Origin of the sequence: Arthrobacter zhaoguopingii, from assembly GCF_009828605.1 — a bacterium.
Classification (GTDB): domain Bacteria; phylum Actinomycetota; class Actinomycetes; order Actinomycetales; family Micrococcaceae; genus Arthrobacter_D; species Arthrobacter_D zhaoguopingii.
The window spans coordinates 91,891-117,637 of sequence record NZ_WIAE01000008.1 but is presented as its reverse complement, the minus strand read 5'-3'; the positions used below and the strand labels follow the sequence as shown (position 1 = coordinate 117,637).

The following is a 25,747-nucleotide window of genomic DNA, read 5'->3' as shown; positions in this document are numbered from 1 at the left end:
GGCGGCGGGCACAGTCCGCGGACGCCGGCCGTAGGGCGGCAGCAGGTGCTGCACCTTTGGGCCTGGCCCGCCGCCAGTGAACGCGCCTTATGCTGATGGCCGGTGTCACTGACGCTACGGCGATCGTGATGCTCCCGCATGTGCTCGAGCCACGTACTGACCTCGTAGCTCTTCTTCCACAACTGAGAAACCGCGAGATTTTGGAACAGCTGCCGTTGCCGAGCATCTGAACGTCGCCGGGCTATTCCCACGGGCACCCGGGTCTTGTCGACCTTAATGGCAACCTCGTTTCCGAAGGCTCCACCATGGTGCAGGGCACGCCGAGGAGGATTTCGTTGGAACCCGTGCGGTTTCAGCCGCGCTTAAGCTCTCACAGGATTGAGATCCAATTGACCGGGACCGCACCGGCCCGGACGACCCGGTCGAGCCCGGCGCGATGGGTCTGGGTGGAGGTGCCGGCGACGCAGTCAACCGGTACGTAGATCTCGTACCCTTCACTTAGCGCGTCAACGACGGGGAAGGCGAGGCAGACCTCGGCCCACAGCGCGGCGAAGATCATCTTCTTCCGTCCGGTGGCGCGCACGGCGGTCACGAACTCCTCGTGCGGGGCCCTGTCGGATCAGCACCCGGGCGCCGTTCTCGGGAGTCAGGAGGTGATCGGTTTGGGATCACTGGGCGCAAAACGGGTCATGGGAACGACAAAGGTGCATGAGATTACAAGCCTCCCACGTGCATGTGTGAGCATGCAAAAGTTTTCGAGCATTCGAGATGAACATGTCGTGAATGGGATAATGAACGAATGCGGACACCTCCTAGCTATTTCACCAATGAAGAGCTGCGCGCGTGGGGAGGCTTCCTGAAGCTGAACGCGCGGATTACAACCGAGCTGAGCCTCGCCCTCGAGTCGAGCCTGCGGCTGCGGTTGGTGGAGTACGAGGTGCTCCTGAAGCTTGCGACCAGCCCAGAGGGCAGCCTGCCGATGTCCCGGCTGGCCGAGCGCTCTTACCTCACCCTGTCCCAGAGTGGACTCTCGCGCCTGGTCGAGCGGTTGCGGTCCCGCGGCCTGCTCACCCGCGAAACGTGCGAGACCGGTGACCGACGCAGTGTCATGGTCACCATCACTCCACAGGGTCGCGCCTTGTGGGAGAAGGCATCGGCGGCGCACGCGGCCCGGGTCCGAGAGCTCTTCCTGAACCAGTTGGAGCCCGAGGAGCTCAGCGGGCTCGGCGACTTGTGGCAGCGAGTCCTCGCTCGTTACGACATGGAATGAACTACCTAACCACGATGTGCCCCCGTCGACTGAGCCCTTTCCGGCTCAACGACCATGTCGAACGGGGATCAAGTCGGGCGTGTGGGTAGCCGCACCGGCCTGGGCAGCCTCCTCGCATGCACCGGCCAGAGAATGGTCGCGTAATGTCACCGCGCTTAGCAGCCCACCAGCGGCGCATAGGAGGCCAGCGACCAGGGTCGCGCGGCCGAATCCCTCGCTGAACGCCTCGGGGGAGGCATAGGCTGCCTGGTCAATGCCGACCAGGCTGGGAAGCAGTGCCACGGCGAGGAGGCCGGCGACGCGGGCGATGTCGTTGTTCACTGCCGAGGCCACGCCAACCTGCTGGGGCGGAGCCGCCGCGAGGGTCGTCGCGGTCAATGGTGCGACAGCGAGGCTTAGCCCGGCCCCAAAGACCAGGACCGCCGGCAGTACGTCGGCGACCAACGATGCATCGCTTCCAATCCGGCCGAGAAGGATCAGGCCGACGCCGGCCAGGACCGGCCCGATGGTCATGGGCCATCGCGGGCCGATCCGTTGGGCCAGTCGGCCAGCCCGTGCCGAGAACAGCAGCATCAGCACGGTGACCGGGAGCAGGGCCGCGCCGCTGATGACTGGTGTGAATCCGGCGACGAGCTGCAGTTGCAGCGGCAACAGGAAGAGGGCGCCGCCGAGGGCAGCGTAGACGACGAAGGTGACGGCGTTTGCCGCCCGAAAGACGCCCGAAGTGAACAGCGACAACGGCATCAGCGGGTACCGCACCCGGGCTTCGTTGATCAAGAAGCCAGCCAGGAGCGCCGTGCCGATGGCGACGGCGATCAAGGCGCCAGGTGTCCAGCCTCCGCCCGCGCCTTCGGTGAGGCCGAACATCAGCGAGCCCAACCCGGCTGCGGCGAGCACGGCGCCGGTGAGGTCCGGGAGTCCCCGCGCGTCTTCATCGCGGGTCTCGGGGATTTGTCGGGTCGCGAGTAACACCGCCGCGGCCAGAGGAAGGTTGAGGAGGAAGGTGGTCCGCCACCCGTCGGGCCCGGACTGGACCAGGAAGCCGCCGAGCACCGGCCCGACCGCGGCGGCGACCCCGCCTAGACCCGACCACGTACCTACTGCCGCGCTGCGGTCCGCTGGAATGAACACGGCCTCGATGATCGCCAGCGACCCGGGTACCATCAGGGCGGCCGCGGCCCCCTGGGCAGCCCGGAAGGCAATCAGCATGCTGGCGTCCGGGGCGACGGCGCAGGCGATAGAGGTGATGGCGAACAGTACGACACCGATCACGAAGATCCGCCGTCGGCCGTACCGGTCACCCAGACTGCCCCCTAGGAGCAGGAACGCGGAGAGTGAGAGCGTGTAGGCGTTGACGATCCACTGCAGCGCGGTGAGGTCGGCACCGAGGTCTACGCCGATATCGGGCAGCGCCACATTGACCACCGACCCGCCGAGCTGGGCCAGCCCGCTGGCCAGCACCGTCGCCAATAGAATCACCCGTGCCCGGCCTGTGCCCAGCGCGATCAGAGAAGTTGACGACGTCATGAGAGCTCCGAGGAGTGTAGGCGCGCCGCGTCGCAGATCAGGCGGCGTTGACTGCGTCCACACCCGCATAGAGCGAGTCTCGTCTCTTCGGTGGTGGTTTCGTCGGGCATGGTCAACCTCAAATCGCCGCGCAGGAGGATGAGTCTCTCCCGCTTCACACTTACCTGTGTCGGAACACCTGACTCCTCGGGCAACGCTCCGCCCCCTTCGTATTGCAGGGCGCCGCTCGGGCATCGGCGAATCACCTTGGCCACTTGGGCTGGGTCGGCGGCGCTTGGAATGATCCACGGCCGTCGATCGACGTTGAAGACTCCAGGGAGGCCCCGCAGGCACTCCGCGACATGCCGGCAGCGGCTGGTCTCAAAAAGGACGGTGATTCGGTCGCCCACGTAGGCGCTACCCGTATGGGGTGCTCTGCCGTCTCGTGGATTCATCAACAAGCTCTTTGCTGGTGCATGCGCATGCAACTAATATAGGCCAATGTGACGACAACGAACCTGTATCGGAGCGATTATGTCGAATACTGAATCCGTTTCCTCGTCGGGGGCTGACGCGAGCGGCGGGCTAAAGGCCCCAGCAGAGACAAGCATTCATGTCCGCGCCGTCATCACCTGGCTGGCGATCTTTCCGCTCGTTGCCCTCGGCATGGGCGTGCTGACACCGCTGATGCTGGACTGGCATTCCGTCCTGCGTTCTCTCGTTCTGACCCTCGTGGTTGTTCCGCTGGCCGTCTATATTGCCGTTCCGCTTCTGCTGGCGCTTTACCAGCGCATACGTTCAAGGCGCTGACACGCCTCCGGTGCCCAACATTCCCTGACCCTACTCTCAACCCCGTCGGTCATGAAGGGTCGAGGCGGTCGACCTCGGCCGGGTCGTCGTCACCGTAATGGTTGTAAATCAACGACGATTTTGAGCATCGACGACATCTTTTGCGCAGGTCGCCGATTCGCAACACCGGTGAGGGCTGGATGCAAATTCTGGTGCTCGTGCGACTCAGACTGGTCCCTGCTGCTCAGTGATGCTGGGTCGGCTTCCGCTGATGACGCGGGCAACCACCGCACCGGTCAGCACCAGGCCGGTTATCAATACCGGTTCGGGGGTCCAGGAGGAGCAGATCACCAGGGTTGCGACGATGTAGGGCTTGGCCTCGCGCAGGCCCCGGGGGCGGGCGCTGGCGTGCAGTCCCCACACGAAGAGTATGAAGAGCGCGATTGGCGCCGTGATGGCCAGGGCTGCGGGTAGGTCGCCGAGCTCGGAGTGGCCGGTGGTCTGGTCCACGGCGACCGCCAGACCGCTGCCTACAGCTGCGGCGGACGCGAAGATGAAGAAGTGGCCGTAGCCCCATACGGCGGCGCTGCGGGTCTGGCGGTGTCCGGCACCGAGGGCTCGGCTGGCGACCTCGGCTGCGGGCTGGTCGAAGTAGAGCCACCAGAGTGCGAAAACGATGAGCAGTCCGCCCACCACGACGGCGGTGAGGTCGGCGAGCTGCCGACCCGAACCGACCGCGACCTGTATGCCGATGACGCTGCTGAGGATGGACTCGCCCAGGACGATAATGGTGAACAGGCCGTGGCGGTCGGCCATGTGGCGGGGATGCCAGCGGTTGAGGTGGCCGCTCTCGGCCCAGAACGGCAGGCACAGCTCGAGGGCCGCCAGGGCAAAGAACCCGACCATGCCGGCGGTCATGTCAGGGACGGCCAGCAGCGCGACCCAGCCGATTTGGAGGACGATCAGTCCTCCGGCGTGCCGTTTGGCGCTGCGGCTGCCCTTCCCGTCGGCCCGGGCGACCCGGACCCACTGAGAAATCAGCCCCACCCGCATAATGAGGTAGCCGGCGGTCACGATGCCGAAGCCACGGCCTTCGAAGACCCGCGGCACGCCGGCGGCTAGCACCAGAGCGCCGGACATTTGGACGAACACCGCCGTACGGTAGCCCCAATCGTCGGTGTCGTACGCCGAGGCGAACCAGGTGAAGTTCATCCAGGCCCACCACACTGTGAAGAACACCATCGTGAACGCAATCAGCGAGTCGGCCGCATGCCCGCTCGCGAGGCCGTGGTGCAGCTCCTTGGCGCACAGGGCGATCGCGACGACCGCGGTGAGGTCGAAGAGAAGTTCGAGCGGTGACGGGCTACGGTGGTCCTCTGTCGGATCGCGCCTGAGCATCGTCGTGTTCCCGCGGGTGGCCACTCAGGCACCCACGTGCAACAGCCCGAACCGGGTTCGCTGCCGCTCGGGAACCAACCCGAGGTAGTCCTTTTGGGAATGCCGGTAGACGGCGAACCCGGCGAGCCCGACAAGCCTGGCGAGCCGGTCGTCCACGTTGATCCCGGCGCGATCCCGCGCCGTAACACAAAGGCCCTGCGCGACCTTATTGCTGGCATAAGTGGTCATGGCTTCATAGAATAGTTGCATGCGCATACACCGACAAGATAGTTAAGTTGGTGTCGATGCGTCGACCACAGCATCGCTGCAGACCCACAGCTCATCGCAACCACGGAGATTCACTATGACAAGCGAAATGATCCGCAATCCCCGGACCGACCACCTCCTCACGCCCGAAAATTCAGCCCTCCTCGTCATCGACTATCAGCCGGCACAGATCGCCTCGATCCGTTCAATGCCGCGCGAGGAACTGATATTCAACATCGTGGGCACCACCAAGGCGGCACTCAACTACAACCTTCCGATCATTCACTCCACCGCCAACGTCGGAACGGGCCTCAACAAGCCGCCAATCCAGGAGTTGCAGGACATCATTGGGGACCTGCCGACCTACGACCGGACCACGGTCAACGCGTGGGAAGACGTTGAATTCAAGCAGGCAGTCAGGGCACTAGGGCGCCCCAAACTCATCATGACCGCGCTCTGGACCGAAGTGTGCCTGGTCTTTCCCGCACTGGACGCCCTTCAGGAAGGCTACGAGGTGTACGTCCCCGTGGACGCCGTGGGTGGCACATCGGTCGCGGCACACGAGGCAGCACTACGCCGGATCGAACAGGCCGGCGGAAAGCTGATCAGCCGCGTCGGACTGTACTGCGAACTCCAGCGGGACTGGACCCGGGAGGAAACCATCCCCGGATTCATGGACGTCTTCGAGACTTATGGCGGGTCTCTCCACGAGAATCCAGTGGAGTCGGGTGCGCACTGAGAAGCCTCCCAGCGGAGAGCGTGGAAAATGCCTCGTGCTGATCAGCGCCCTGACGCACCATCACTTCACGGCAGTGGAACTGAAACCGCCTAGCTGATCTCGGGTCGAGGGTCCAAATCGCGAAGATTTGGGCCCTCGGACCGTGTCGGTGGGCATTATGTTCTGCAACGCCCTGGGGGACCCTGTCCACTACAGGAATGCGCTCCTGCGGCTGGTGACCCCGGAATCCAGGCAGGCCTAGGGCAACTCCGGGATGCCTCCCGCTTCACCACATCGACCGAGGACCTTGGCTACGGTTCGCGCACCGAGCCCGCCGCCGGGGACGGAAACGTCCATTACTTCAACTTCATGCAGGGAATCACCCAGTCGTTCCAGGCGTGTTGGGTTACGCGGGCCGTGGTGCTCAGCAGCCTGGCCGTTGTCCACCGCTGTGTGTCAATCAGGTAACCGTTCCTTATGGTCACTGGGCCAGGACCGGCGAATCGATCTGCGAGGCTCCGGCTCAGCCGCCGCAGGCCCGTTCTCCTTGGCCTAACTCTGAAGCCAGGCTACGGCCCTGCGAGGCGAGGTGAAGAACCTCGTCGGGCAGGGCGGTGCATTCACTGCGATATAGAAGTTGGCGATGACCTGATCCACGGGCGAGGAACCCAGCAGGGCGATTCGGGACGCGGCCCGGGCTCCGGCGAAGACCGCTCGCGCCCCGCGCGTGACCGTCCCGGTATTCGCCATCTCCGCAAGCATCGGGCGGCCTTCGACTCCCGCGAGAGCGTCGACCAGGCCCACGATGGATTCGGCGTCTTCGGTGGTGACCGTACTGTCCTGGTCCATGACTAGGTGAATGATGCCGTTCGGTAGTACCTCGACGGTGGCCTTGCCGCCCTCGATGCGTTGTGCGGGCACTGCCCCACCTCCTCATGACAACGCCGATGCTTCCGGGACCGACGACCCGGATTCCCTCATGAACTCAGGAATCAGCGGTACCTCAGCATAACCAGATCCTGTGGCTGCCCTAGCGGCCAGCCCCCGGGTGCCGTCTGCAAGGACGCCCGTAATGCGATCGAGGTCCCGCATACCTGCCCCACACGCCGCCCTGCCTTACCCTACACATGTGTAGGGCATAGGATCGAAGGATGACATCGCAGAAGAACCGAGCGTCGGCGATAAGGGCCCGCAAGGACAAAACGGCACGAGCCAGGTCAATCGTCACTGGCGCGACCCCGACTAGCCGCAAGGGAGCAGTGGTGGGTGCCCCTGCCCGGACCCGCGCACCCCAGGGGGCCGAGCAACCGACGCCCTGGCTGGCGGACAAGCGAACCGGGTTCCTCGTCTCCGCTTTCGGCGGTTCCAGCGCCCTAGCCGGCATTCTTGGCGTGTCCCGCAGCCAACCCGGGAAGTGGAGCAAGGGCGAGGAAGCACCGAGCCCGGAATCCGCGCGCCTGCTCCTCGATCTGGACCACGTCATGGCCCGCGCCGCTTTGATCTGGCCAATGAGTGTTGCCCAGGAGTGGATGGTTGGATCGAACTCCTACCTCGAGGGAGCCCGCCCAATCGACGTGCTTAAGACCCGCGGTTCGACCGAAGTCATCGAGGCTCTGGATTCGGCAATGGCCGGGTCCTTCTCCTAGATGCTCGTCTACCGGGTCTTCCCTCACGTTCCAGCAGCCCGGCCGAACCAGTCAGGCCACCACAGCTACCTTCACAAGCCCCAGGGCAGGGGCCGGATCGATAACCCCTCCCACTACGACATGTGGTACTTCGCGCTGAGCCCCGAAGCCGCAGTCGGGGAGGTCTTCGGGGACCTCCCGCGCTGGAGCGAGGACATGTTGATCATGCCGCCTGGCCTCCGCCGGGTTCTCGGGGTCTACGAGGTCGCCGACGACCTTGCCCTGCTGGACCTTGATGACGCACGCACCCTCCTGGACCGCGGGCTCCGCCCGACGCAGGTCATCGCCCGCAACCGGCCGGCCACCCAGGCCTGGGCGCTGAACGTCTTCAATGAGCGCACCGATTCGGGCGACCAGAAGTGGGCCGGGGTCAAATGGTGGTCCTTCCAACGCCCGCACTGGACGGTCTTCGGGATCTGGGTAGCACCGGGGGAGGCGCCGCCGCACCGGTTCGCCCGGCTCGAGCCGCTGGATGTGGGCCACTCCGCGGTGCAGGACGCTGCCAGGTCGCTCGGCAAGACCTTCCGCTAGACGCCACAGCCCCAATTGGGCAGGCGGGATTCATCCGCCGCACATATGACACCCAGGGCGTCTCAACCGTCGGGATGGCACCTGGCCGATTCGGCCGAGCGAGAGAATCCGTTATGCAGCTGTCGGCCGCTCGGATCATGAATGGTTTGAGGGGAGGTGACGTCTTGATGAAGTGTCTGGAGACCGTGCATGTCCTGCGGCGTGCCCGGGATTCGGTAACGAGCGCGGGCACCACCCGGTCACGGCCGCGGTTGAATCTCTCCGGCAGGATCGGACTATTTACAGCAATGAAGCGCCGCACCCTGTCAGTGCGAGGTGCGCAGTCGTGGGAAGGCCTCTGGTAGGGAAAAACGGGGGGGTGGACAGTGTCCACACCTGGGGCTTCGGATCGCGTGGTACTTCGGTCGGACCGGGCCGGATTCCCCATGTTTCCCGAGGAGCCCAGTGTTTGCAAGGGCTGGAGTCCGGTTCGAGTCCCCCTGCGGGCACATGTTTCCCCTAATCAGAGGCCCTTTTGCTCTCTGACTGTGGACAGCCGGCCCAATTCTGCGGTCCGGGTGCCGGTTCCGGTGGCTGGGTTGGGGTTTTCTAGAGGTGGGGTGCTTCCTTTCTGTCGCGAAGGCCCGCTTTGGGCGTTCTTATTACTTCATGGGGGAGCGGCGGGGTGGCTGCATGACTTTGGTGAGGTTTTGGCCTGGTCACCCTCCTCGCTGAGCGGCTTGGGCGAGGCAGTTGACCGGTGATGCTCGACCTTAGGCGTCTGGTGTCCGCTCACTGACGTGAGCCACCGGCTGGTTGCCGGGATCGGGTGAGCAGCCGTGTCACAAGCGGCAATGATCGGCGACTAGTCGGCATTGCTATATACCGGTAGTTAACGTTACTATCTACTGGTATCCAGTGTCGCTGAGTAGTAAGGGAAGGTTCCGTGGGCAAGCAGACAACCGAGATGCTCAAGGGCACGCTCGAAGGAATCGTGCTGGCGATCCTGGCCGTGCAGCCGGCATATGGCTACGAGATCACGGCCCGGCTCCGCGAGCAGGGCTTCGCCGACATTGTCGAGGGCACCGTCTACGCGCTGCTGGTCAGAATCGAACAACGCGGCCTCGTGGACGTGGTGAAGGTTCCGTCCGAGAAGGGTCCGCCGCGCAAGGTCTACTCGCTGAACGCGCTGGGCGCGGAGTACCTCGAAGAGTTTTGGAGGAACTGGCAATTCCTTGCAGAACGGATCGAGCAGCTCCATCACAGCATCGACAACCCGCAGAAAGAAAGAAGCTAATTATGGCCGCAAAATGGATCGAGACCCTCACCGGGTCACTCGAGCAGAAGAAGCAGTACAAGCAGGACAAAGCCCGCATTGATGCCCTCCCGGAGCCGTACACTATCGCGGCGAAGGCCATGCACCGGTACTTCATGTACTACGGAGGCATCACCGACGGTGGCACGCTCCTCACGATGTTCGGTGACCTGGCCGATCTGTGGGAGCGGGCAGCCATCGATGGGACGCCGGTGCGCGCGATCGTCGGCGACGATCCGGTGGAGTTCGCCGAGACCTTTGTGCAGGCGTACTCCGGCAAGCAGTGGATCGATAAGGAGCGTGAGCAGCTCCTAAAGGCCATTGACGCCGCCGCCGCCGATGACACCCCGAAAGAGGACTGAGCCATGACCACCGGTCAGGTGCCCGAACCGGCAATCAGGGTCCACGGCATCGACAAATCGTTCAAGGACCTGCAGGTGCTGCGGGGGGTCGACTTCGAAGTGCAGCCCGGAAGCATCTTCGCGTTGCTGGGCTCCAACGGTGCGGGCAAGACCACGCTGGTCCGGATCCTGTCGACGTTGCTGAAGGCCGATGCGGGTACCGTCACGGTCGACGGATTCGACGCCTCCGCCGAACCGGGCGAGGTCCGTGGCTCGATCAGCCTGACCGGCCAGTTCGCCGCGGTCGATGAAGTGCTCACCGGCCGGGAGAACCTTGTGCTGGTCGCCAAACTGCGTCACCTGAACAACGCTGGCGCGATCGCTGATGACCTGCTGAACCGCTTTTCCCTGACCGAAGCAGGGAACCGCAAGGCGTCGACCTACTCAGGGGGTATGCGGCGCCGGCTGGACATCGCGATGAGCCTGATCGGGAATCCGCCGGTCATCTTCCTGGACGAACCCACCACAGGGCTCGACCCCGAGGCGCGCATCGAGGTATGGAAGACCGTCAAGCGACTCGCCGGACAGGGCACGACGGTGCTGCTGACCACCCAGTACCTCGACGAGGCCGAACAGCTCGCCGACCGCATCGCCATCCTGCACCAAGGCACCATCATCCAGAACGGCACCCTTGCTGAGCTCAAGGAACTCCTCCCGCCCGGCAAGGCCGAGTACATCCAGAAGCAGCCCACCCTCGAGGAGGTCTTCCTCACCCTCACCGGTGGCACTGGTGGAACCACCGACACCGCCAGCATGAAGCACCTCAACGCCACGGTTCAGGCACGAAAGGAAACCCGATGACCACCCACGCCCTCGGTGACACCGGGGTTCTGACCGGCCGCTCGCTGCGCCACATCCTTCGCAGCCCCGACACGATCATCACCACCGCGGTCACACCCGTCGCGCTGTTGCTGCTGTTCGTCTTTGTGCTCGGCGGCGCGATCGACACCGGAACCGGCCAGTCGTACGTCAACTACATGCTCCCGGGCATCCTGCTCATCACGATTGCCTCCGGAATCGCGTACACCGCATACCGGCTGTTCCTTGACCTGCAGGGCGGCATCTTCGAACGCTTCCAATCCATGCCGATCGCACGATCAAGTGTGCTGTGGGCCCACGTCTTCACCTCCCTGGCCGCGAACCTCGTCTCGGTCGCGGTCGTCATCGGTGCCGCGCTGATCATGGGCTTCCGCACCGGAGCGGGCCTGGGCGCATGGATCGCCGTGGCCGGGATTCTGATCCTGTTCACCCTGGCACTGACATGGATCGCCGTGATCGCCGGACTGTCAGCGAAGACCGTTGACGGCGCAAGCGCGTTCAGCTACCCGCTGATCTTCCTGCCTTTCATCAGCTCCGCGTTCGTCCCCACCGACACGATGCCCGGCCCGGTCGCATGGTTCGCCGAGAACCAGCCTGTCACCGCCATTGTGGACACCATCCGGGCCCTGTTCGCTCAGGAACCCATCGGAAGCGACATCTGGATCGCCCTCGCCTGGCTCATCGGCATCCTTCTCCTCGCCTACGCCTTCGCAATCGCCGCCTACCACCGCAGAATCAGCTGACACTGGAGGCTGCGCGTGGCCAGAGCACTCCATGCCAAACGCCTCCACCTGTCTTCCTTCATGTGCGGAGGCAGAACAGTCGCTCGGGGTCACACGCCACTTCGGAAGGCCACGCGAGGCGACAGACGGTGTTGTGCAAGGGTTCTGGCGAACATGTGCCGCAATAACGGCGGCGCCTCTCACGTCCGCCACTGGTTCGCGTTGACATATTCATTAGCGCCAGAACCCCGCAACATGGACCTATAAATCATATGTTTGGCCGCACAGATCGGGTGCTTACTCGGGCGCGTGCGTACAGGCCGCGGGTTGTCAGCCGATGATGGGTCGTTCATCGGGGTAGCGGAAGAGTTGGTTGCGGTTGCGGAGGGCGAGGGCTGAGGCGAAGCTGATTGGGCCGATGCGTCCTGCGAACATGAGGGCGGAGAGGACGTATTTTCCTGTCGGGGGGAGTTCTTCGCTCAGTCCGACGCTTAGGCCGCAGGTCGCGAAGCCGGAGATGACTTCAAAAAGAATACGGTCCATTGGTTCGTCGGTGACCGCCATGAGCATGCCTGTCCCCAGCAGGACAATTGTTGCTCCCAAGAAGGTGACGCTGATCGCGACCCGGAGCGCTCCTTCCGGGATGGTCCGCCCGAATGCGCTGACGTTTTTCACGCCGCGCGCTTCAGCGATGATGGCCAGGAACAGGATGGCGACAGTGGTGACCTTGATGCCGCCGGCCGTGGAGGCTGATCCTCCGCCGGCAAACATCAGGGCGTCGGTGGCCAGGAGTGTCATGTTGGTTGAGGAGTTGGTGTCAACGAGGTTGAAACCGCCTGAGCGCATCATGACGGAGGCGAAGATCGCGTTGAGGACCTTCTCACCCAGGGGCATATCGGCGATGGTTGCGTTGTTGGACCACTCCAGCGCACCCCATATCAGGGCGCCGAGGGCGAAGAGAGCCAGGCTCACTGTCAGGGTGAGGCGGGTGTGAAGGTTCCACTTCCGGAAGTCCAGTTTCGCGTTCATCAGGATAAGAAAGACGGGGAATCCGAAGCTTCCGACAAAGACACCGACCATGATGGGGACCAGGATCCAAAGGTCTGTGGTGAACCCGGCTAATCCGTCAGCGTGGGACACGAAGCCGGCGTTGTTGAAGGAGGAGATGGCGTAGAAGATTCCGTGCCAGAGGCCTTCCGTCAAGGAATCCTCGACGATGATAAACCGCGGTACGAGGAACAGCGCAAGGATGAGTTCCAGGGTCAGGGAGGTGAGGATGACGATTCTGAGGAGGGTTCCGACTTCTCCGAGCCTTCCGGTGTCGATTCCCTGCAGGGCCAGCAGTTTCCCCCGCACTCCCAACTGTCGTGTGACGGCTTTGGCCAGCAAAGCCGCCAGGGTGATGATTCCCAGACCACCCACCTGGATTGCCAGGAGGATAATCACTTCGCCGAAAAAGGACCAGTGCTCGGCGGTATTGACGGTGACCAGACCTGTGACAGTGACAGCGGATACGGCAACGAACATCGCATCATGCAGGGCGGTGGCCTGCCCGTCGGCAGCGGACACAGGCAATGTGAGCAGGAAAGTGAAAAGCAGACACACCAGGGCGAAGACAATGAGCGCTAACCGTCCTGGGGAGCCGTTGGCGATACGGTCTATGAAGTTTCTGGTGGCTGCTAATGGGTAGAAAATATTCCTGCGGTCTCCGGTTGGCATTCGACTTCCGGTCATGGACATGATGCTCCCTTCTGTCAGACGCCTTTCGTGGCGGCCAGTCAAACACATCACAGCTGAGGTAATGGTTGTTCCGGGAGGCGCTTCGTGGGTTGGAGTGGCATCTCAGTCAGTGTCGCTGTTATTCAGGTGACTGATGGGCGCCTGGTATGTGGGTTGGTGCAGCACCGATTTGTTGATCAACGGACCCCGCGGTCAGATCGAGCGAGATTAGTCACGGGCCTCCTGCCGTGGGCCACGGTTCAAATCGGTATCCCATCCCGCTTTCGGTGATGAAATATTTTGGTCGGGTGGGATCTGGTTCGAGCTTGCGGCGTAGTTGGTTGAGGTAGACGCGCAGGTACTGTGCTTCCCGGGCGTACGCGGGCCCCCACACCTCAAGCAGCAGTTTCTGTTGTCCAACGAGTTGTCCGGGGTTTCGTACCAGCAGTTCCACGATTTTCCATTCCGTGGGTGTCAGGCGCACCTGCTCACCGTGGCGGTCAGCTTTGCGGGCAGCGATGTCGAGGCGGAAATCCTTGGTGGTGATCACTGGCGTTTCCGGTGTGGGGACGGCTCGCCGTTCTGCTGCCCGTAGGCGGGCGAGGAGTTCGTCAAGGCCGAAGGGTTTGGTCACGTAGTCATCGGCGCCAGCGTCAAGTGCTTCGACTTTGTCTTCGGGTCCGTGGCGCGCGGAGAGCACGATGATCGGCACTTGGGTCCAGGTGCGAAGACCGGCGATGACCTGGATGCCGTCCATATCGGGAAGGCCGAGGTCGAGAACCACCAGATCTGGTCGGTGTTCGGATGCCGCGGTGAGGGCGGAAGCTCCGTCGATGGCTGTGACGGGGCGGTAGCCGTGGGTTCGCAGGTTGATTTGGAGAGCGCGGAGGAGTTGTGGTTCGTCGTCCACGATCAGAATGGTGATCACTCCCTGACTCCTGTTGACAGCGGGAGCCGGAGGACGATGGTCAGCCCGCCGCCGGGGGTGGGTTCGGCGATCAGTTCCCCGCTCATTGACTCGGTGAATCCGCGGGCTACGGCCAACCCCAACCCGACTCCGGTGCCTGCGTCGTCCAGGCGCTGGAAGGGTTGGAACATGCGCGCGATGCCGTCTCTGTTGACACCGTTTCCATGATCGCGGATCCGTAGCTCGCTGGCCGGAAAGTCTTTGACGGTGCCCGCGACTGATGATAAAAACTCGATACTGGAATCGCCGGCGTACTTGTAGGCGTTCTCGGTAATGTTCGCGATGACTCGCTCCAACATCCCGAAGTCTGCATGCACGGCTGGGGCGTTTGGCGCCAGCAGGATTTTCACGCTCTCAGATGGCATGCCTTGCAGGGCTGCGGCTACGACGTCGGTCCAATGCACGGGGCCAAGGTGCGCGGTGACTGCATCGCCGGTCAGCCGGGACATGTCGAGCAGGTTATCGATCAGCGATGCCAGCCGGTCCGACGAAGCCTCGATGGTTCCCAGCAATTCGGCTTCTTCATCGGGGGTGAACCTTGTGCCTTGCTGCTGGAGGCTCGTTACCGCGAGCTTTATGGCGGCCAATGGTGTGCGCAGGTCATGGGAAACGGCCCGGAGAATCGCGGTGCGCATCACATTTCCCTCGGCGAGGCGACGATTCTCCTCGGCGCTGGCCAGTAGTTGCTGCCTCTGCCGCAGTGCTGCCAGCTGGGATCCGAAGGCTTCCAGTAACCGTTGTTCCCGTGCCGTGAGGGTGCGCCCATGCAGCACTAGTTCCAGGCCCTCGGGTAGGCTTGTGCTCGCATCACCAGGTGGGCGGGCCCCAGCCGGATCATCGCTGCCCGATGATGGTGTTTGCGTACCGTCCAGAGCGAGAAGCTCGGTGATATGCGGGAGCTGCGCATCGTTCTCATCACCTTCCCGGGCGTACAGGGCTGCTCCGGCCATACCGAAGTGGGATCGAACATGGTGAAGGAAGCCTTGGAGTGAGTCCTCCGCGGCGAGTACCCCGCGGGCGAGTTCTCCGAGGGTCGCCGCGTCGGCCGAGGCGTTAGCAGCCTCCCGGGACCGTCGAGCGGCGAGTCCGACCACCAGTGACACGGCCACCGCAACGGCCACGAAGATGACCAGGGTGAGGATATTCTCCGCGTCGGCGATCTCCAAGGATCCGAACGGCTCGGTGGAGTAGTAGTTGAGAATGAGGCTGCTCCACAGCGCGCCAAGCAGCGCCGGCCATAACCCGCCAACCAAGGCAACGGCCACCACTCCGGCGAGCTGGAGGAGGACATCAGCGGCTAGGAAGTCACTTCCAGCCAGGAACATGCCCCACTCCAGCAAGGGCGGGAGGCCCAGAGCCAGAACTAATCCGGTCAGGGTACGCACACGGCCAAGTTCCGGTGCCGAGATTTGTGCCATGCGGGAATTCTCGCAGGCCCCAGCGGCTTTCGGCTCACTAGCGTACCGCGAGGGCCACGGCGCTGACGTGCCGGTGTCAGCGGCCCCCGGGACGATGGCGGGTTTCACCAGTTCCATGGCTATGGTCTTCATGAGGGTGGGTCAGTCAGGTGAGGGCGCTGAACGCTTCGGCTTTTCGTGTTGGTCCTGCGACGATGATTTCGTCGTCGCTGTAAAGGACAGTCCGGGCGGTGGTGTAGTCCCAGTTCCCGTCCCTGCGTTTCACGGCGATGACCGTGATGCCGTAGTTCGCCCGAATTTTGGTGGTTCCCAGTTCGCGGTCCCAGGTTTCCCTGGGCGGCCGGGTCTTGACCATGGCGAAGTCGTCGTCGAATTCGATGTAGTCGAGCATCGTTCCCCGAACGAGATGAGCAACGCGTTTACCCATGTCGTGTTCGGGGCGGATGACGTGTTTCACTCCGAGCTGGGTGAGGATTTGGGCGTGGGGTTCGCTGACGGCCTTGGCCCAAAGGGAGGGCCTATCAAATCCCAGCAGGATGGATGTGGTCAGAATGCTTGCTTCGAGATCGCTGCCGATTCCGACGACGATACGGTCGAATTCGTGCACGGAGAGTTGGCGCAGCGCATCTTCCTTGGTGGAGTTTGCGCGTACGACGTGAGTGAGCCGGCCGTTGAAGGACTGAACGATTTCTTCGTCGGCGTCGATCCCGAGGACTTCGGTTCCCGCTCGGGCAAGTTCCAGTGCCAGGGAACCGCCGAACCTGCCTAATCCAATGACGACGACCGAATCGGCGTCGGCGATACGGTTGGTGCTCTTCGGTGCAAAGAGGCTGGGCTTAGCCAATGAGGGGCCTTTCCTTGGGGTATTCGTAGAGGAGCGGTTTGGATCGCAGGGCAAGGGCTGAGGCGAGCGTGATTGGGCCGAGCCTGCCCACAAACATGACGATGATTAACAGGAATTGACCGGCTATCGGGAGTTGGGCCGTGATGCCTGTAGATAAACCGACAGTGCCGAATGCGGATACCACCTCGAATAGCAGCCGGTCGAGCGCGAAGTCGGTGATGAGCATCAAGAACATGGTGGAGATAATCACGAGGGCAACCGCGAGCAGGACGATGGTGAGCGCTTGCCGGTGCACGGAGCGTGGGAGGCGTTTGCCGAACACGTTCACTGCCGTGCCTCCGCGGATCTCGGTGTGAAGGATGAAGAAGAGAACCCCGAAGGTCGTGATCTTCAGGCCGCCGGCGGTGCCCGCGGGGCCTCCGCCGATGAACATCAGCACATCCATGAACAGCCACGTCACCGGGTGAAGGGCCGCGAAATCCACACTGTTGAACCCTGCAGTACGGGTCATCACGGACTGGAAAAACCCTGCTTGGATTTTCCCGCCGGGCGTCATCGGGCCGAGCGTACCCGGGTTGCCCCATTCCACGGCCGTGATGAAAATCGCGCCGGCAAGGAGCAGAATCGCGGTACCGCTCAGGACGAGCCGGGTGTTCATCGTCCAGTGCAAGGGAGTGCGGTATTCCCTGCGCAGTTCGAACAAGACAGGAAAACCCAGACCTCCCATGATGACGGCCAGACCGACGGGGACGCAGATCCAGGGATCGGTCGCGAAACTGATCAGGCTGTCGCTGAAAAGCGCGAAACCTGCATTGTTGAACGCGGAAACCGCATGGAAGACCCCCAACCAGAGTGCATCGGGCAACGGATAGGAGTAACCGGTTGCGAACCGCCAGGTGAGCGCCGCTGCGGTGATTCCTTCGATCAGAAGACTGACCTTGAGTACTCCAAGAAGGACGCGTCGTACATCCCCGAAACTGCCGCTCTTGGTCTCTACTGCAGTGGAAATCCGAGACCGCAAGCCCAGTCGGCGGGCCAAAAGGATGCCCAGCAGAGAAGCGAAGGACATGATCCCGAACCCACCCACCTGGATCAGCGCGAGGATGATCCCATGGCCGAACGGCGTCCAAAACACCGGTGTATCCACGATGATCAGTCCCGTCACACACACGGCAGACGTCGCCGTGAACAAAGCTTCCAGGAACCCCGCTCCTCCAGGGCCGACCTTTGCTACCGGCAACATCAAAAGCCCCGTGCCGGCAAGGATCGCAGCGGCGAAACCAACGACGATGAACTGCGCCGGATGCCTCGGAGCCAGATGGAGCCTACCCCAAGCCGATGCGCGTGCCACCTGTGGATACATCTTCTCCGCGAAAGCACGGGGCCACGACTTGAATGACCGAACCATCACCACCGTTGAATATTCCCTACGTTCAGATTCTGTGCCGCCTCACCCGGCTGGACGGGATCACACTATCGGCGGGACGATCGGAAACGGGCAGTCTTTATACTTCCTTAACGCCCCGGACGTGCACCGGAGAACCTCGGACCGGGGAACCGGCGTCATCCCGCCCTGAAACCACAGCCCCCGGATCGGGCAGCCCGAACCGCGAACCCATCAACGGAGGCTCACACCTTGGAAGCCCCGTCCTGCAACCGAAGAGTTTCAAGACAGTCGGCAGGATTCGATACCTGATACCGCCTGGCCAGCTCGCGGATCGATAAACCCTCAGCCCGGGCATCTCTACGGATCCTGGAAAACAGTTCCATGCGCACCCTCATCCGAACCTCCAAAAGCTCGTCCCGCTAGATGGAACAAGACTGAAGGTGGTCCTGAATCAAACCGTCACAACGGCCCGGCGAGTCGCAGAGTGGTCCTGAACCAGGCCGTCCTAGTGGTCCTGAACGAGGCTGTCATACCCACCCGGTTTGGTTCAGCAACCGGAAGGCCCCCTGATGACCGGTCCCGACCCGCACTGGATTCGGAGCGCCGCCTCGGCGTTCTCCTGCAGGGCATCGTCCTGTAAAGCCCCGATGTCTCCGATTTCCTCATCGGGCTGGCCGGCCTGGCTGTGGCCGTGTGGGGCGGCGGAGGGATTTGCCGCGGTTCACAGCTGGGTCAGCCCGCGGGCATTGAACTGCTGGTGCCCGAGCACCGCAAGCAGCTTCAGCTTCTCGAAAGCCTCTGTCTGTGGCGGTGCTGTGAGGACCAGGAGGGCCTGGCCCTGGTCCTCGGTGAACAGTGCCTGGCAGTCAAGTTCGATCTGCCCGAGTTCGGGGTGGAGCAGCGTCTTGTGGTCCTCGAACCGGGACGCCACCTCATGCAGCTCCCAGAGCTCGGCAAACTCTCCGCTCGTCCGGAGCAGCTCGCGTACCAGCCTGCCTGCCCGGGACTGCGGGCCAGTCCCGCCGTACGCGGCCCGGAGTCCAGCCACCTGGGCCTTGCCCTGCCGGGCCCGGTCTTCGACGGGGTACATCGAGCGTTCAGTCGGGTCGGTGAACCACCGGTACACGCCGCTGCGAGCCAGCCCGGTGTGCCGCGAGTGGTCACCGAAAAGCGCCATGGCCAGGCTGTTCTGAACGAGCGTCTCCCCGAGACTGGAAAGGATCACCGCCGGGGTGTCCGACAGCCGGTCGAGAACCCGCATCAGCGCGGGCGCCACATGGGTGTCCCGCGGGGTGCGCCGGGGTGCGCTGTGACCGGCGAGGCGGTAGAGATAGTCCCGCTCGAAAGCGGTCAACCGCAGCGCCCGGGCCAGCGCTGCGAGCATCTGTTCGGACGGTTGGGGACCCCGGGCCTGTTCCAACCGGATGTAGTAGTCGGTAGACATCCCTGTCAGCCCGGCGACCTCCTCGCGGCGCAGCCCGGAGGTGCGCCGCCGCGGCCCCGTCGGGAGACCAACGTCCTCCGGGCGCAGCCCGTCACGGCGGGAGCGGAGAAAAGCAGCGAGGGCATGGCGGTCCATGCTTCAATCATCGGTGACGAACGCCCCGGTAAACAGGGACCAGGAATCCTACGATCATCACTCCTCTCCCGCTCCTCCAAAGTCCGGCGCAGGATCAGGACATGAACATCACCGGAAACACCATTTTCATCCCCGGCGCGACCTCGGGCATCGGCCTCGAACTCGCGCTTCGCCTTCAAGAAGCCGGAAACTCCGTCGTCATCGGCGGCCGCCGCAGCGACCTGCTGGAGCGACTCACCGCCGAGCACGGCCTCTCCACCGTCACCATTGACACCACCGATCCCGCCTCCGTGCTGGCCGCCCGCGACCAGGTCCTGGCCCAACACCCCGACCTCAACGTGCTGGTCGCCATGGCCGGGGTGATGGAAGCTGAGGACGTTCGCACCTCCGGTTTCCTTGAAGGCGCAGAACGGATCGTCGAGACGAACGTGCTCGGTCCGCTGCGCCTGATCGCGGCCTTCAGCGAGCACCTGCAAACCCGGCCCGAGGCCACTCTGATGACCGTATCGTCAGGGCTGGCACACACCCCGCTGGCCCTCACGCCGACGTACAACGGCTCCAAGGCCTTCATCCACCGGTTCACCGAGACCATCCGGCTCCAGTTCGCTGACACCCCGGTTCAAGTCATCGAGCTCGTCCCGCCGGCCGTGCGCACCGAACTCATGAGCGGCGGGTCGCAGAACGAGCACTACCTTCCGCTCGACGCATATGTGGACGAGGTCATGGCTCTCCTCGAGACCCAACCCGAGGTCAGGGAAATCCTCGTCGACGCCGTGAAATTCCTCCGTTTCTCCGAAATCGAGAACCGTTATGACGAAGCAGTTGCTGCCCTCAACCCCTCGGTGAAACTCAAGGTCGCCGACAGGTGAGGCGGCAGATGGTTCTGCTGACCGCCGCGGACCTGCGCCGCACTTGAGTATCATCACCCGGTAACCAGGTGACCGGGGTGACCGGCTTGGGACCGCAGCACCAATAATGGAGGGGTGGGTTAACGCCGGGCGTGGTTGATGTGGGTGACCGGTGTAATCGCCTACCTCATCGCCGTGACCCAGCGGACGAGCTTCGGCGTCGCGGGGCTTAAGGCGACCGAACGCTACTCGGCCAGCGCCTCCGCACTTTCCATCTTCACCGTGGGGTGTGGCGTGGATGGCGGTTCGGGGCAGGTGATGCGCGCTCGAGGTTCCCGCCTGGCGGCGAACCGCCCCGGCACCTGCGGACACAATGACCACCATTCCTGATGTGCCTGATCGGCTGGGCCTGCTGTGCAGGTGGGTATTCCCGCCCTGCACAGCTTCCGCCGCTGCTATTCTGCGGTCAACTCGTCGGCCATCAGTTCTTCCTCATCGGCGTGGACTTCCTCGAAGGTCTCCGTGTCCTCGTCTTCCTCGGTGTCCTCGTCCGGTTCGTCTGACTGCTTGGTGCCGTCGAGGAGAATCTGCTCGACCTCACTGGCCGTGTACCCCCTGCGACCAGCTGGGTGACGTAGGCGAGGTGGCTCCCGGCCGGTGAGCGCCATGAGTCCTTGGCGGTGGTCTCTTCATACCCTGCGCACACCAGCGCGATTAGGGACACCTCGGGGCGGGCGGTTGTCTTGGCCACATGGTCCCGCAGCGGGTTCTACCCCTACGTGTCCTTGCCCTCGGTCTTCGCCCCGGCCATCTCGGCGGCCACTGCTGGCTCGTACCCGCTGGCGACCTCTGCGTGGTGGGTCAGGGCGTAGATCCGATTCTGCACCCGTGCTGCATTCAGCGCGGCGAGCTGCAGCTTTGCCTCCTGGGTTGATGTAGTGATGCGGGTATAAGCGATACGCTTTGTGTCCCCAGTTTAAGGCAGAAAGTCCCAGCGATGGCACTCGTGAAACAGATGGTGTCAAGAGGAGTTCTCGAGACAAGGGCATCCCGTCGTTCCGGGTGCTCGACGTCTAGACTGCACATCGATCATGTGTCTTAGAAGGCTTTACGTTCTTGAGACAGTGTCTGGACGTGCGGAAGACCCGGCTGTGAACCGGCTCCTCGCTTCAACCGGACAGCTAGTGGATGCGCCACGCAATCGTCTGCCAGTTACGGGTACTTGTGATGGATGACCGCGCTGGAACTGTCCTGATCTGGAAGGGGAGCTTTGGTCGACCGTTCTTCTTCTTTGGTAGTCCATTCAGGGCTAAGTCGTTACGAGCGAAGTGGCAGGCGGAGGCCGCGAACTCGAGGTGAATAGTCAGATTTGCGGTGGGGACTGGCTCGCGGGTGATGTATTAGCTGGACGGGTCAGGGACTTCATCTTCGCGGCGCATTTCGCTCTTTTTCACCCCAAGTGATCACCAACATCTGCACAGCATGGGCGGCGCGTCTCAAGCGTCGGGATGGCACCTGGCCGATTCGGCGGAGCGAGAGAATCTGTCATGCAGCTGTCGGCCGCTCGGAACATGAAGGGTTTGAGGGGAGGTGACATCGAGATGGAGAATCTGGAGACCGTGCATGTCGTGCGGCGTGCCCGGGACTCGGTAGCGAGCGCGGGCACCACCCGGTCACGGCCGCGGTTGACTCTCCGGCAGGATCGGATTATTCACGGCGAAGAAGCGCCGCACCCTGTCAGTGCGGGGTGCGGCAGTCTTGGTGAAGGCCGCTGGTGGGGAAAAGCGGGGGTGTGGACAGTGTCCACACCTGGAGCGTCGGATCGGGTCGTACATCGGTCGGACTGAGTCGGATTGCGTATGTTTCCTGAGGAGCCCAGTGTTTGCAAGGGCTGGAGGCCGGTTCGAGTCCCACTTCGGGCACATGTTTCCCCTAGTCAGAGGCTCTTTTGCTCTCTGACTGTGGACAGCCGGCCTAATTCTGCGGTCCGGGTGCCGGTTCTGGTGGCTGTTTTGGAGTTGTCCTGGGGCTGGGTGCCGCCTTTCTATCGCGAAGCCCGGTTCGGGCGTTCTTACTACTTCATGGGGGAGCGGCGGGGCAGCTGCATGACTTGGGTGAAGGTTTTTGACCTGAGCATTCTCCTCGCTGAGCAGGTCAGGCGAAGCAGCCACGGAGAGTCAACGATTGATGCGCATCATCACTACAATCAGACTTAGGAGCCTCGAAGGAGACATTCGGGGGTAGCTCTACGTGCTGCAGGCACGACGCCATCTGGCCTCCGACGGCGCGGACCAACGGAGTATCGGGTCTTATCCCTGTGCTGAAGGCAGGGGCACTATCGTCCCGTCCAGGTGACGCAGGCCCGCCAATTCCAGGGTGCCTGCGGGGGTGAGCTTGTAGGCATAGCTCTCACCCTCGGCTAGTGCCCCGAGGCTCTCATCGGACGGGAGGTGCTGCGTGAGGGTCTGGCCCGCGTGGACATTGGTCCATTCGAGGGGCCCGCAGACCGCGACGGTCCCGTCGCGGTGCATGATGCCGACCTCCGTCATGGTGGCGGGGGCTCCCTCGGGGTTGTCAATCCGGACATAAACTGTCTGGCCCGGGGGCAGCGCGGTTCCTGTCACGGGGACCGCTGCCGCGTCTCCGGTAAGCGGCCGGGGAGGCTGGGGCCGGCCTCCGATCGCCTCGCAGGCCGATACCGGGTGGGTCGCGGCGCCGTCGGCCTCCCGCCCGCTCCACGGGTTGCAGGCGCCCAGGGAAACCTCTTTCGAGGGTTGCATTCCCGGGCCGCCCACGACTTCGCAGACTGGCTGTGAGACGGACTGGGCTTGATCCGGGGGTGTCTCCGCTGGCAGTGAGGACGTGGCTGCGGTATAGAGGATGCAGTAGCCGATCGCGGCAATGCCGGCCAATGCCGCCAGCGTGCTGCGCGGGTACGGTACAGAACCTCCGCGGCTGACCGTCGGGGGCGCCGGCTGGCCGTCAATGCCCTCCGGGTCCGTGTTGCCGGCCGGTGCGTCCCTGTACGGCCCAGGACTCTCGAATGCTGGTGATGCTCCCAGATCCGTAACCTGCAAGCGGCTGGACGTGCCGGCCGGGTCTGGTCCTTGAGTTCATTGTCTCCCCATCGGCCAAGAGTATGCACCTCCCGGCCTACATCCGGGCGTCGGCCCCGTGTCGCCCGTTGTTCCGGTGACAATTTTCGGCTTCACGAAGGACGCCCGGTCACAGGCCTTGCTGCTTGGCTCCGGTGATCGTTGGATGTTGTGGAGATGTGGAGGCAGTACGTGCCCGCCGGTTCCATGCCGAGCTGATTTCCACTGGGGCGTGCGGATCCACCAGTCCATGCGGGCGCTGGTTAGAGGGAGGATGAAACCTTCTCCGGTTGGTGGACACTACAAGGTATGGGACCAATGGAGCCGGTGAGCGATGACGTGATTCTGGGGGCCGTGCTGGGTGGGAACACGGAGCGTTTCGGCGTGTTGTTCGACCGCCACGGGCGCAGGATTCTCGCCTACGTGCGCCGGTCCGGGACGATCAAACCTCGTCGATGACGGGCGTTTCAACACGGAATCCTTTGGTGAGCGCCCGCCCCGCCCGAGACCGGCTGTGCTGGTCGTCTTGGGGATTTGCCGCTACCGATGTCAGTTGCACGGCTCCACGCCTGATCCCTCATTGGTCCTTCCTGCGGTCGCGGTCACGCTCCAGGCCACGCTCCTTGCCGCCCTCATCGTCATGCTTACTACGAGGGGCGCCGCAGTGGTCATCGGGCTGCTGCGTGAAGTTCTCGAACCCAGCGCGCCGGGCTTGTCCCTGCAGGAGGGACCTGATCGCCAGAGTCAACAGGTCTCGCTGGTTCTGAGGCAACATCAGCATTTCCAGGGTGTAGAGCGCAACTTCTTCCTCGGACGCGCTGCCGGTCATTGCGAAGTACGCTTGACCGACGTCGTGCAGGTTGAGGTCCTCCCGCAGAAGGGTCTGTACGAATTGCCGGCGCTGCTCCTCAGCGTCCACTGATCAAACTCCTCACTCAGGATTTCGTATCGTCAACGGTTCCAGCTACCCGTCGATGCGACGGAGGGACATCCCCTAGGGACGCTGCGCGGGCTGGACCATGAACGTACCCGCGGCCGGCCGACTGTTGACCAGCAGCCCGCTTTGGATGGAGGCCAGCAGTTCGGTTTCCCGCCACACGACTTCGTTGCGGCGGTCCGCCAGGGTGCGCGACCCTGCGAGCGACTGCGAGTACCCGTGAACCATTTGATGCCCAGCAATGCGCATCATGTCGAAAATGAATCCGTTGAAGGTTCCTTCCGCCACCAGGGCGACAGGGATTCTCTACTCGAGCTGAGATTCTGCATGGCTCCTTCTTTCAGGGTTGAGTCGGCCCATCAGCCCGCTCAAGAGGGCGCATACCGGCCCCGGTCCAGATTCTGCAGTTGACGGCGCCGATAACGCCGGATGCCTATTGCTGGGTTCTCCTTAGCTGTCTTCGTCCGTGGCCGAGGCGTCCGTTTCTGGAGGACGCGGAAAGGATGGATCGAGGGCCGGGACTCGACGGGAGTGAACGGACGGTGCCGCCACCCAGCGGTATGGAAGCCGAGGATGTAGGGGATTACTGTCTGCGGCGCTTCGAGCGTCGGACTATGACTTTTCTTGATCCGTAGGAGCTGAGCGTCGGAAATTATGTGGAATAGTTCATCGGACCACGCCGGGGGCCGCCCAAGGTCTTCTGTGCCGGACACGATGAGCGTTGCGGCCTTCACCTGGCCGAAGATGTTGGATAGCACCTTCCCGCTCGAACACTGCCCTCACGGCATGGACCAGCTTTGGCGAGAGCTCGGTAAGCTGCCCCTTCCAAAGTTCATGGATATCCCTCCTCGAGTGATCCGCCAACGTGGTTGCGCCGAACATGATCGTCATCACCATGTCAACAATCTCGGGACTGAAGCCCTCCTGCTCGATCCGACTGGGCAGCGAGGCGAATCCACCGAGATCCTTTTGGGTCTGTCCGCGCGCCGAGGAGCCAAGCAGGACCAACTTTTCGACGGACCAGGGGCGGCGCGCGGCAATACGCAGAGCGACGTCACCTCCCATGGAGGCGCCGATGAGGGAGAACCGCGGGAAGCCAAGGTCATCAATGAAGTTCAGCACATCGTCCGTCACCTGCTTCATGGTGACCGTCGACGAAACTTCGTCGAGGCGGGTGGCGTGGCCTAGCAGTTCCGGCGCAATGAACCGATATTGATCCCCGCCTGCCTCGGCAATGTTGTCGAACATTCGTGGATCAAGGAAAAGTGAATGGAGGCAAACGATCGGATGGACGTCGCCTGGTGCGCTGTCGTTCATTGAGGACATCCTTGTCTGTCAATCAAGCATCCCGGGGGAGCCGAATGCGGAAACAATCGATGGCTACGGGCACCGCCGACGACTTTGTCCGATGGGAGCGGTATCGAACCTCCCTACTGGGGCTCCGCCCTGGACGAAGACGATGTGCCGGTAAAACTACCGCCCATTCAAATGATTGTCAATATATGAACTGTACTTCAAATAACGTTTTCGTTGGTATCCAGTAATCTGCGGGGTCCTCGATAACCGGCTGGCCA

General features: G+C 63.0%; 29 protein-coding genes and 1 pseudogene. 12 read left to right on the top strand and 18 right to left on the bottom strand.

Annotated elements, in window-relative coordinates; translation table 11 throughout:
• Positions 1 to 68: 68 nt before the first annotated feature.
• Positions 69 to 251: pseudogene (locus GVV77_RS18595) on the bottom strand (hypothetical protein); the annotation flags it as partial.
• A gap of 119 nt (positions 252 to 370) precedes the next feature.
• Complete coding sequence (locus GVV77_RS12440; RefSeq protein ID WP_201291513.1) at positions 371 to 592, bottom strand: isochorismatase family protein; 222 nt, start codon at positions 590 to 592, stop codon at positions 371 to 373.
• A 207-nt stretch (positions 593 to 799) separates the two neighbouring features.
• Between GVV77_RS12440 and GVV77_RS12435 the strand changes: the two genes are divergently transcribed.
• Entirely contained in the window at positions 800 to 1,270 is a 471-nt protein-coding gene (locus GVV77_RS12435) for a MarR family winged helix-turn-helix transcriptional regulator (protein WP_159618818.1), read from the top strand.
• A gap of 45 nt (positions 1,271 to 1,315) precedes the next feature.
• Here GVV77_RS12435 and GVV77_RS12430 read toward each other — a convergent pair whose 3' ends face one another.
• Positions 1,316 to 2,797, bottom strand: a complete 1,482-nt coding sequence (locus GVV77_RS12430; protein WP_159618816.1) for an MFS transporter — start codon at positions 2,795 to 2,797, stop codon at positions 1,316 to 1,318.
• Complete coding sequence (locus GVV77_RS18590) at positions 2,794 to 3,231, bottom strand: (4Fe-4S)-binding protein (protein WP_159618814.1); 438 nt, start codon at positions 3,229 to 3,231, stop codon at positions 2,794 to 2,796. Before GVV77_RS18590 ends, GVV77_RS12430 begins: the two co-directional genes overlap by 4 nt.
• A gap of 79 nt (positions 3,232 to 3,310) precedes the next feature.
• Here GVV77_RS18590 and GVV77_RS12420 point away from each other — a divergent pair, with 79 nt between their 5' ends.
• Positions 3,311 to 3,586, top strand: a complete 276-nt coding sequence (locus tag GVV77_RS12420; protein WP_159618812.1) for a hypothetical protein — start codon at positions 3,311 to 3,313, stop codon at positions 3,584 to 3,586.
• Between the two features lie 204 nt (positions 3,587 to 3,790).
• Here the strand turns inward: GVV77_RS12420 and GVV77_RS12415 are convergent, their stop codons facing one another.
• Complete coding sequence (locus GVV77_RS12415; protein WP_159618810.1) at positions 3,791 to 4,963, bottom strand: low temperature requirement protein A; 1,173 nt, start codon at positions 4,961 to 4,963, stop codon at positions 3,791 to 3,793.
• A gap of 24 nt (positions 4,964 to 4,987) precedes the next feature.
• On the bottom strand, positions 4,988 to 5,191 hold the full coding sequence (locus GVV77_RS12410; protein ID WP_159618808.1) for a hypothetical protein: 204 nt from the start codon (positions 5,189 to 5,191) through the stop codon (positions 4,988 to 4,990).
• Between the two features lie 115 nt (positions 5,192 to 5,306).
• Here GVV77_RS12410 and GVV77_RS12405 point away from each other — a divergent pair, with 115 nt between their 5' ends.
• On the top strand, positions 5,307 to 5,948 hold the full coding sequence (locus GVV77_RS12405) for a hydrolase (RefSeq protein ID WP_159618806.1): 642 nt from the start codon (positions 5,307 to 5,309) through the stop codon (positions 5,946 to 5,948).
• A gap of 531 nt (positions 5,949 to 6,479) precedes the next feature.
• Here GVV77_RS12405 and GVV77_RS12400 read toward each other — a convergent pair.
• Entirely contained in the window at positions 6,480 to 6,848 is a 369-nt protein-coding gene (locus tag GVV77_RS12400; RefSeq protein ID WP_159618804.1) for a DUF7793 family protein, read from the bottom strand.
• Between the two features lie 341 nt (positions 6,849 to 7,189).
• Between GVV77_RS12400 and GVV77_RS12395 the strand changes: the two genes are divergently transcribed.
• The 6 genes from GVV77_RS12395 (at position 7,190) to GVV77_RS12370 (ending at position 11,400) form a co-directional block, all read left to right on the top strand.
• On the top strand, positions 7,190 to 7,573 hold the full coding sequence (locus GVV77_RS12395; RefSeq protein ID WP_201293229.1) for a hypothetical protein: 384 nt from the start codon (positions 7,190 to 7,192) through the stop codon (positions 7,571 to 7,573).
• Complete coding sequence (locus tag GVV77_RS12390; protein ID WP_159618802.1) at positions 7,574 to 8,143, top strand: RES family NAD+ phosphorylase; 570 nt, start codon at positions 7,574 to 7,576, stop codon at positions 8,141 to 8,143. It abuts the gene before it with no gap.
• A 925-nt stretch (positions 8,144 to 9,068) separates the two neighbouring features.
• Positions 9,069 to 9,419: a PadR family transcriptional regulator gene (locus GVV77_RS12385; protein ID WP_159618800.1), complete on the top strand. Its 351-nt coding sequence runs from the start codon at positions 9,069 to 9,071 to the stop codon at positions 9,417 to 9,419.
• Positions 9,420 to 9,421: 2 nt separating this feature from the next.
• Positions 9,422 to 9,799, top strand: coding sequence for a DUF1048 domain-containing protein (locus GVV77_RS12380; RefSeq protein WP_159618798.1), 378 nt, complete (start codon positions 9,422 to 9,424; stop codon positions 9,797 to 9,799).
• Positions 9,800 to 9,802: 3 nt separating this feature from the next.
• Positions 9,803 to 10,639, top strand: a complete 837-nt coding sequence (locus GVV77_RS12375; RefSeq protein ID WP_281350590.1) for an ABC transporter ATP-binding protein — start codon at positions 9,803 to 9,805, stop codon at positions 10,637 to 10,639.
• On the top strand, positions 10,636 to 11,400 hold the full coding sequence (locus GVV77_RS12370) for an ABC transporter permease (protein ID WP_159618796.1): 765 nt from the start codon (positions 10,636 to 10,638) through the stop codon (positions 11,398 to 11,400). Before GVV77_RS12375 ends, GVV77_RS12370 begins: the two co-directional genes overlap by 4 nt.
• A gap of 309 nt (positions 11,401 to 11,709) precedes the next feature.
• Here the strand turns inward: GVV77_RS12370 and GVV77_RS12365 are convergent, their stop codons facing one another.
• From GVV77_RS12365 to GVV77_RS12335, 6 genes are all read right to left on the bottom strand, one after another.
• A complete protein-coding gene (locus tag GVV77_RS12365) occupies positions 11,710 to 13,098 on the bottom strand; it encodes a TrkH family potassium uptake protein (protein ID WP_246199790.1) in 1,389 nt (462 codons plus the stop codon).
• A gap of 232 nt (positions 13,099 to 13,330) precedes the next feature.
• A complete protein-coding gene (locus tag GVV77_RS12360) occupies positions 13,331 to 14,026 on the bottom strand; it encodes a response regulator (RefSeq protein ID WP_159618792.1) in 696 nt (231 codons plus the stop codon).
• Positions 14,023 to 15,483 (bottom strand): DUF4118 domain-containing protein, encoded by a 1,461-nt coding sequence (locus GVV77_RS12355; RefSeq protein ID WP_159618790.1) that lies wholly within the window; start codon positions 15,481 to 15,483, stop codon positions 14,023 to 14,025. The genes GVV77_RS12360 and GVV77_RS12355 overlap by 4 nt, the downstream gene beginning before the upstream one ends.
• 145 nt (positions 15,484 to 15,628) lie before the next feature.
• Positions 15,629 to 16,327: a potassium channel family protein gene (locus GVV77_RS12350; RefSeq protein WP_201293227.1), complete on the bottom strand. Its 699-nt coding sequence runs from the start codon at positions 16,325 to 16,327 to the stop codon at positions 15,629 to 15,631.
• On the bottom strand, positions 16,320 to 17,690 hold the full coding sequence (locus GVV77_RS12345; RefSeq protein WP_159618788.1) for a TrkH family potassium uptake protein: 1,371 nt from the start codon (positions 17,688 to 17,690) through the stop codon (positions 16,320 to 16,322). Before GVV77_RS12345 ends, GVV77_RS12350 begins: the two co-directional genes overlap by 8 nt.
• 745 nt (positions 17,691 to 18,435) lie before the next feature.
• Complete coding sequence (locus GVV77_RS12335) at positions 18,436 to 19,293, bottom strand: helix-turn-helix transcriptional regulator (RefSeq protein WP_159618784.1); 858 nt, start codon at positions 19,291 to 19,293, stop codon at positions 18,436 to 18,438.
• 101 nt (positions 19,294 to 19,394) lie between these two features.
• On the opposite strand from GVV77_RS12335, the gene GVV77_RS12330 reads away from it, so the two are divergent.
• Both GVV77_RS12330 and GVV77_RS12325 read left to right on the top strand, forming a co-directional pair.
• Positions 19,395 to 20,162, top strand: coding sequence for an SDR family oxidoreductase (locus tag GVV77_RS12330; protein ID WP_159618782.1), 768 nt, complete (start codon positions 19,395 to 19,397; stop codon positions 20,160 to 20,162).
• A gap of 144 nt (positions 20,163 to 20,306) precedes the next feature.
• Positions 20,307 to 20,531: a hypothetical protein gene (locus GVV77_RS12325; RefSeq protein ID WP_159618780.1), complete on the top strand. Its 225-nt coding sequence runs from the start codon at positions 20,307 to 20,309 to the stop codon at positions 20,529 to 20,531.
• A 65-nt stretch (positions 20,532 to 20,596) separates the two neighbouring features.
• Here the strand turns inward: GVV77_RS12325 and GVV77_RS18530 are convergent, their stop codons facing one another.
• Together GVV77_RS18530 and GVV77_RS12315 are read right to left on the bottom strand one after the other, a co-directional pair.
• On the bottom strand, positions 20,597 to 20,809 hold the full coding sequence (locus tag GVV77_RS18530; protein ID WP_159618778.1) for a hypothetical protein: 213 nt from the start codon (positions 20,807 to 20,809) through the stop codon (positions 20,597 to 20,599).
• A gap of 1,641 nt (positions 20,810 to 22,450) precedes the next feature.
• Entirely contained in the window at positions 22,451 to 22,921 is a 471-nt protein-coding gene (locus GVV77_RS12315; RefSeq protein WP_159618776.1) for a hypothetical protein, read from the bottom strand.
• Positions 22,922 to 23,563: 642 nt separating this feature from the next.
• Between GVV77_RS12315 and GVV77_RS18495 the strand changes: the two genes are divergently transcribed.
• Positions 23,564 to 23,695: a hypothetical protein gene (locus GVV77_RS18495; protein WP_281350589.1), complete on the top strand. Its 132-nt coding sequence runs from the start codon at positions 23,564 to 23,566 to the stop codon at positions 23,693 to 23,695.
• A 118-nt stretch (positions 23,696 to 23,813) separates the two neighbouring features.
• On the opposite strand, the gene GVV77_RS12310 is transcribed toward GVV77_RS18495, so the two are convergent.
• The 3 genes from GVV77_RS12310 to GVV77_RS12300 all read right to left on the bottom strand — a co-directional run bounded on the left by GVV77_RS12310 (position 23,814) and on the right by GVV77_RS12300 (position 25,490).
• Positions 23,814 to 24,155 carry a hypothetical protein gene (locus tag GVV77_RS12310; RefSeq protein ID WP_159618774.1) on the bottom strand — a complete coding sequence of 114 codons (342 nt, stop codon included), beginning with the start codon at positions 24,153 to 24,155 and terminating at the stop codon, positions 23,814 to 23,816.
• A 75-nt stretch (positions 24,156 to 24,230) separates the two neighbouring features.
• Complete coding sequence (locus GVV77_RS12305; protein ID WP_159618772.1) at positions 24,231 to 24,425, bottom strand: hypothetical protein; 195 nt, start codon at positions 24,423 to 24,425, stop codon at positions 24,231 to 24,233.
• A gap of 414 nt (positions 24,426 to 24,839) precedes the next feature.
• Entirely contained in the window at positions 24,840 to 25,490 is a 651-nt protein-coding gene (locus tag GVV77_RS12300; RefSeq protein WP_159618770.1) for an alpha/beta fold hydrolase, read from the bottom strand.
• Positions 25,491 to 25,747 lie beyond the last annotated feature (257 nt).

Excerpts from the sequence above, each read along its gene's own strand:
- GVV77_RS12435 (WP_159618818.1), top strand. The coding sequence starts at position 800 with ATGCGGACACCTCCTAGCTATTTCACCAATGAAGAGCTGCGCGCGTGG.
- GVV77_RS12430 (WP_159618816.1), bottom strand. The coding sequence starts at position 2,797 with ATGACGTCGTCAACTTCTCTGATCGCGCTGGGCACAGGCCGGGCACGG.
- GVV77_RS18590 (WP_159618814.1), bottom strand. The coding sequence starts at position 3,231 with ATGAATCCACGAGACGGCAGAGCACCCCATACGGGTAGCGCCTACGTG.
- GVV77_RS12420 (WP_159618812.1), top strand. The coding sequence starts at position 3,311 with ATGTCGAATACTGAATCCGTTTCCTCGTCGGGGGCTGACGCGAGCGGC.
- GVV77_RS12415 (WP_159618810.1), bottom strand. The coding sequence starts at position 4,963 with ATGCTCAGGCGCGATCCGACAGAGGACCACCGTAGCCCGTCACCGCTC.
- GVV77_RS12410 (WP_159618808.1), bottom strand. The coding sequence starts at position 5,191 with ATGACCACTTATGCCAGCAATAAGGTCGCGCAGGGCCTTTGTGTTACG.
- GVV77_RS12405 (WP_159618806.1), top strand. The coding sequence starts at position 5,307 with ATGACAAGCGAAATGATCCGCAATCCCCGGACCGACCACCTCCTCACG.
- GVV77_RS12390 (WP_159618802.1), top strand. The coding sequence starts at position 7,574 with ATGCTCGTCTACCGGGTCTTCCCTCACGTTCCAGCAGCCCGGCCGAAC.
- GVV77_RS12380 (WP_159618798.1), top strand. The coding sequence starts at position 9,422 with ATGGCCGCAAAATGGATCGAGACCCTCACCGGGTCACTCGAGCAGAAG.
- GVV77_RS12375 (WP_281350590.1), top strand. The coding sequence starts at position 9,803 with ATGACCACCGGTCAGGTGCCCGAACCGGCAATCAGGGTCCACGGCATC.
- GVV77_RS12370 (WP_159618796.1), top strand. The coding sequence starts at position 10,636 with ATGACCACCCACGCCCTCGGTGACACCGGGGTTCTGACCGGCCGCTCG.
- GVV77_RS12365 (WP_246199790.1), bottom strand. The coding sequence starts at position 13,098 with ATGCCAACCGGAGACCGCAGGAATATTTTCTACCCATTAGCAGCCACC.
- GVV77_RS12355 (WP_159618790.1), bottom strand. The coding sequence starts at position 15,483 with ATGGCACAAATCTCGGCACCGGAACTTGGCCGTGTGCGTACCCTGACC.
- GVV77_RS12345 (WP_159618788.1), bottom strand. The coding sequence starts at position 17,690 with ATGTATCCACAGGTGGCACGCGCATCGGCTTGGGGTAGGCTCCATCTG.
- GVV77_RS12335 (WP_159618784.1), bottom strand. The coding sequence starts at position 19,293 with ATGGACCGCCATGCCCTCGCTGCTTTTCTCCGCTCCCGCCGTGACGGG.
- GVV77_RS12330 (WP_159618782.1), top strand. The coding sequence starts at position 19,395 with ATGAACATCACCGGAAACACCATTTTCATCCCCGGCGCGACCTCGGGC.
- GVV77_RS18530 (WP_159618778.1), bottom strand. The coding sequence starts at position 20,809 with ATGGCGCTCACCGGCCGGGAGCCACCTCGCCTACGTCACCCAGCTGGT.
- GVV77_RS12315 (WP_159618776.1), bottom strand. The coding sequence starts at position 22,921 with ATGCAACCCTCGAAAGAGGTTTCCCTGGGCGCCTGCAACCCGTGGAGC.
- GVV77_RS12305 (WP_159618772.1), bottom strand. The coding sequence starts at position 24,425 with ATGATGCGCATTGCTGGGCATCAAATGGTTCACGGGTACTCGCAGTCG.
- GVV77_RS12300 (WP_159618770.1), bottom strand. The coding sequence starts at position 25,490 with ATGAACGACAGCGCACCAGGCGACGTCCATCCGATCGTTTGCCTCCAT.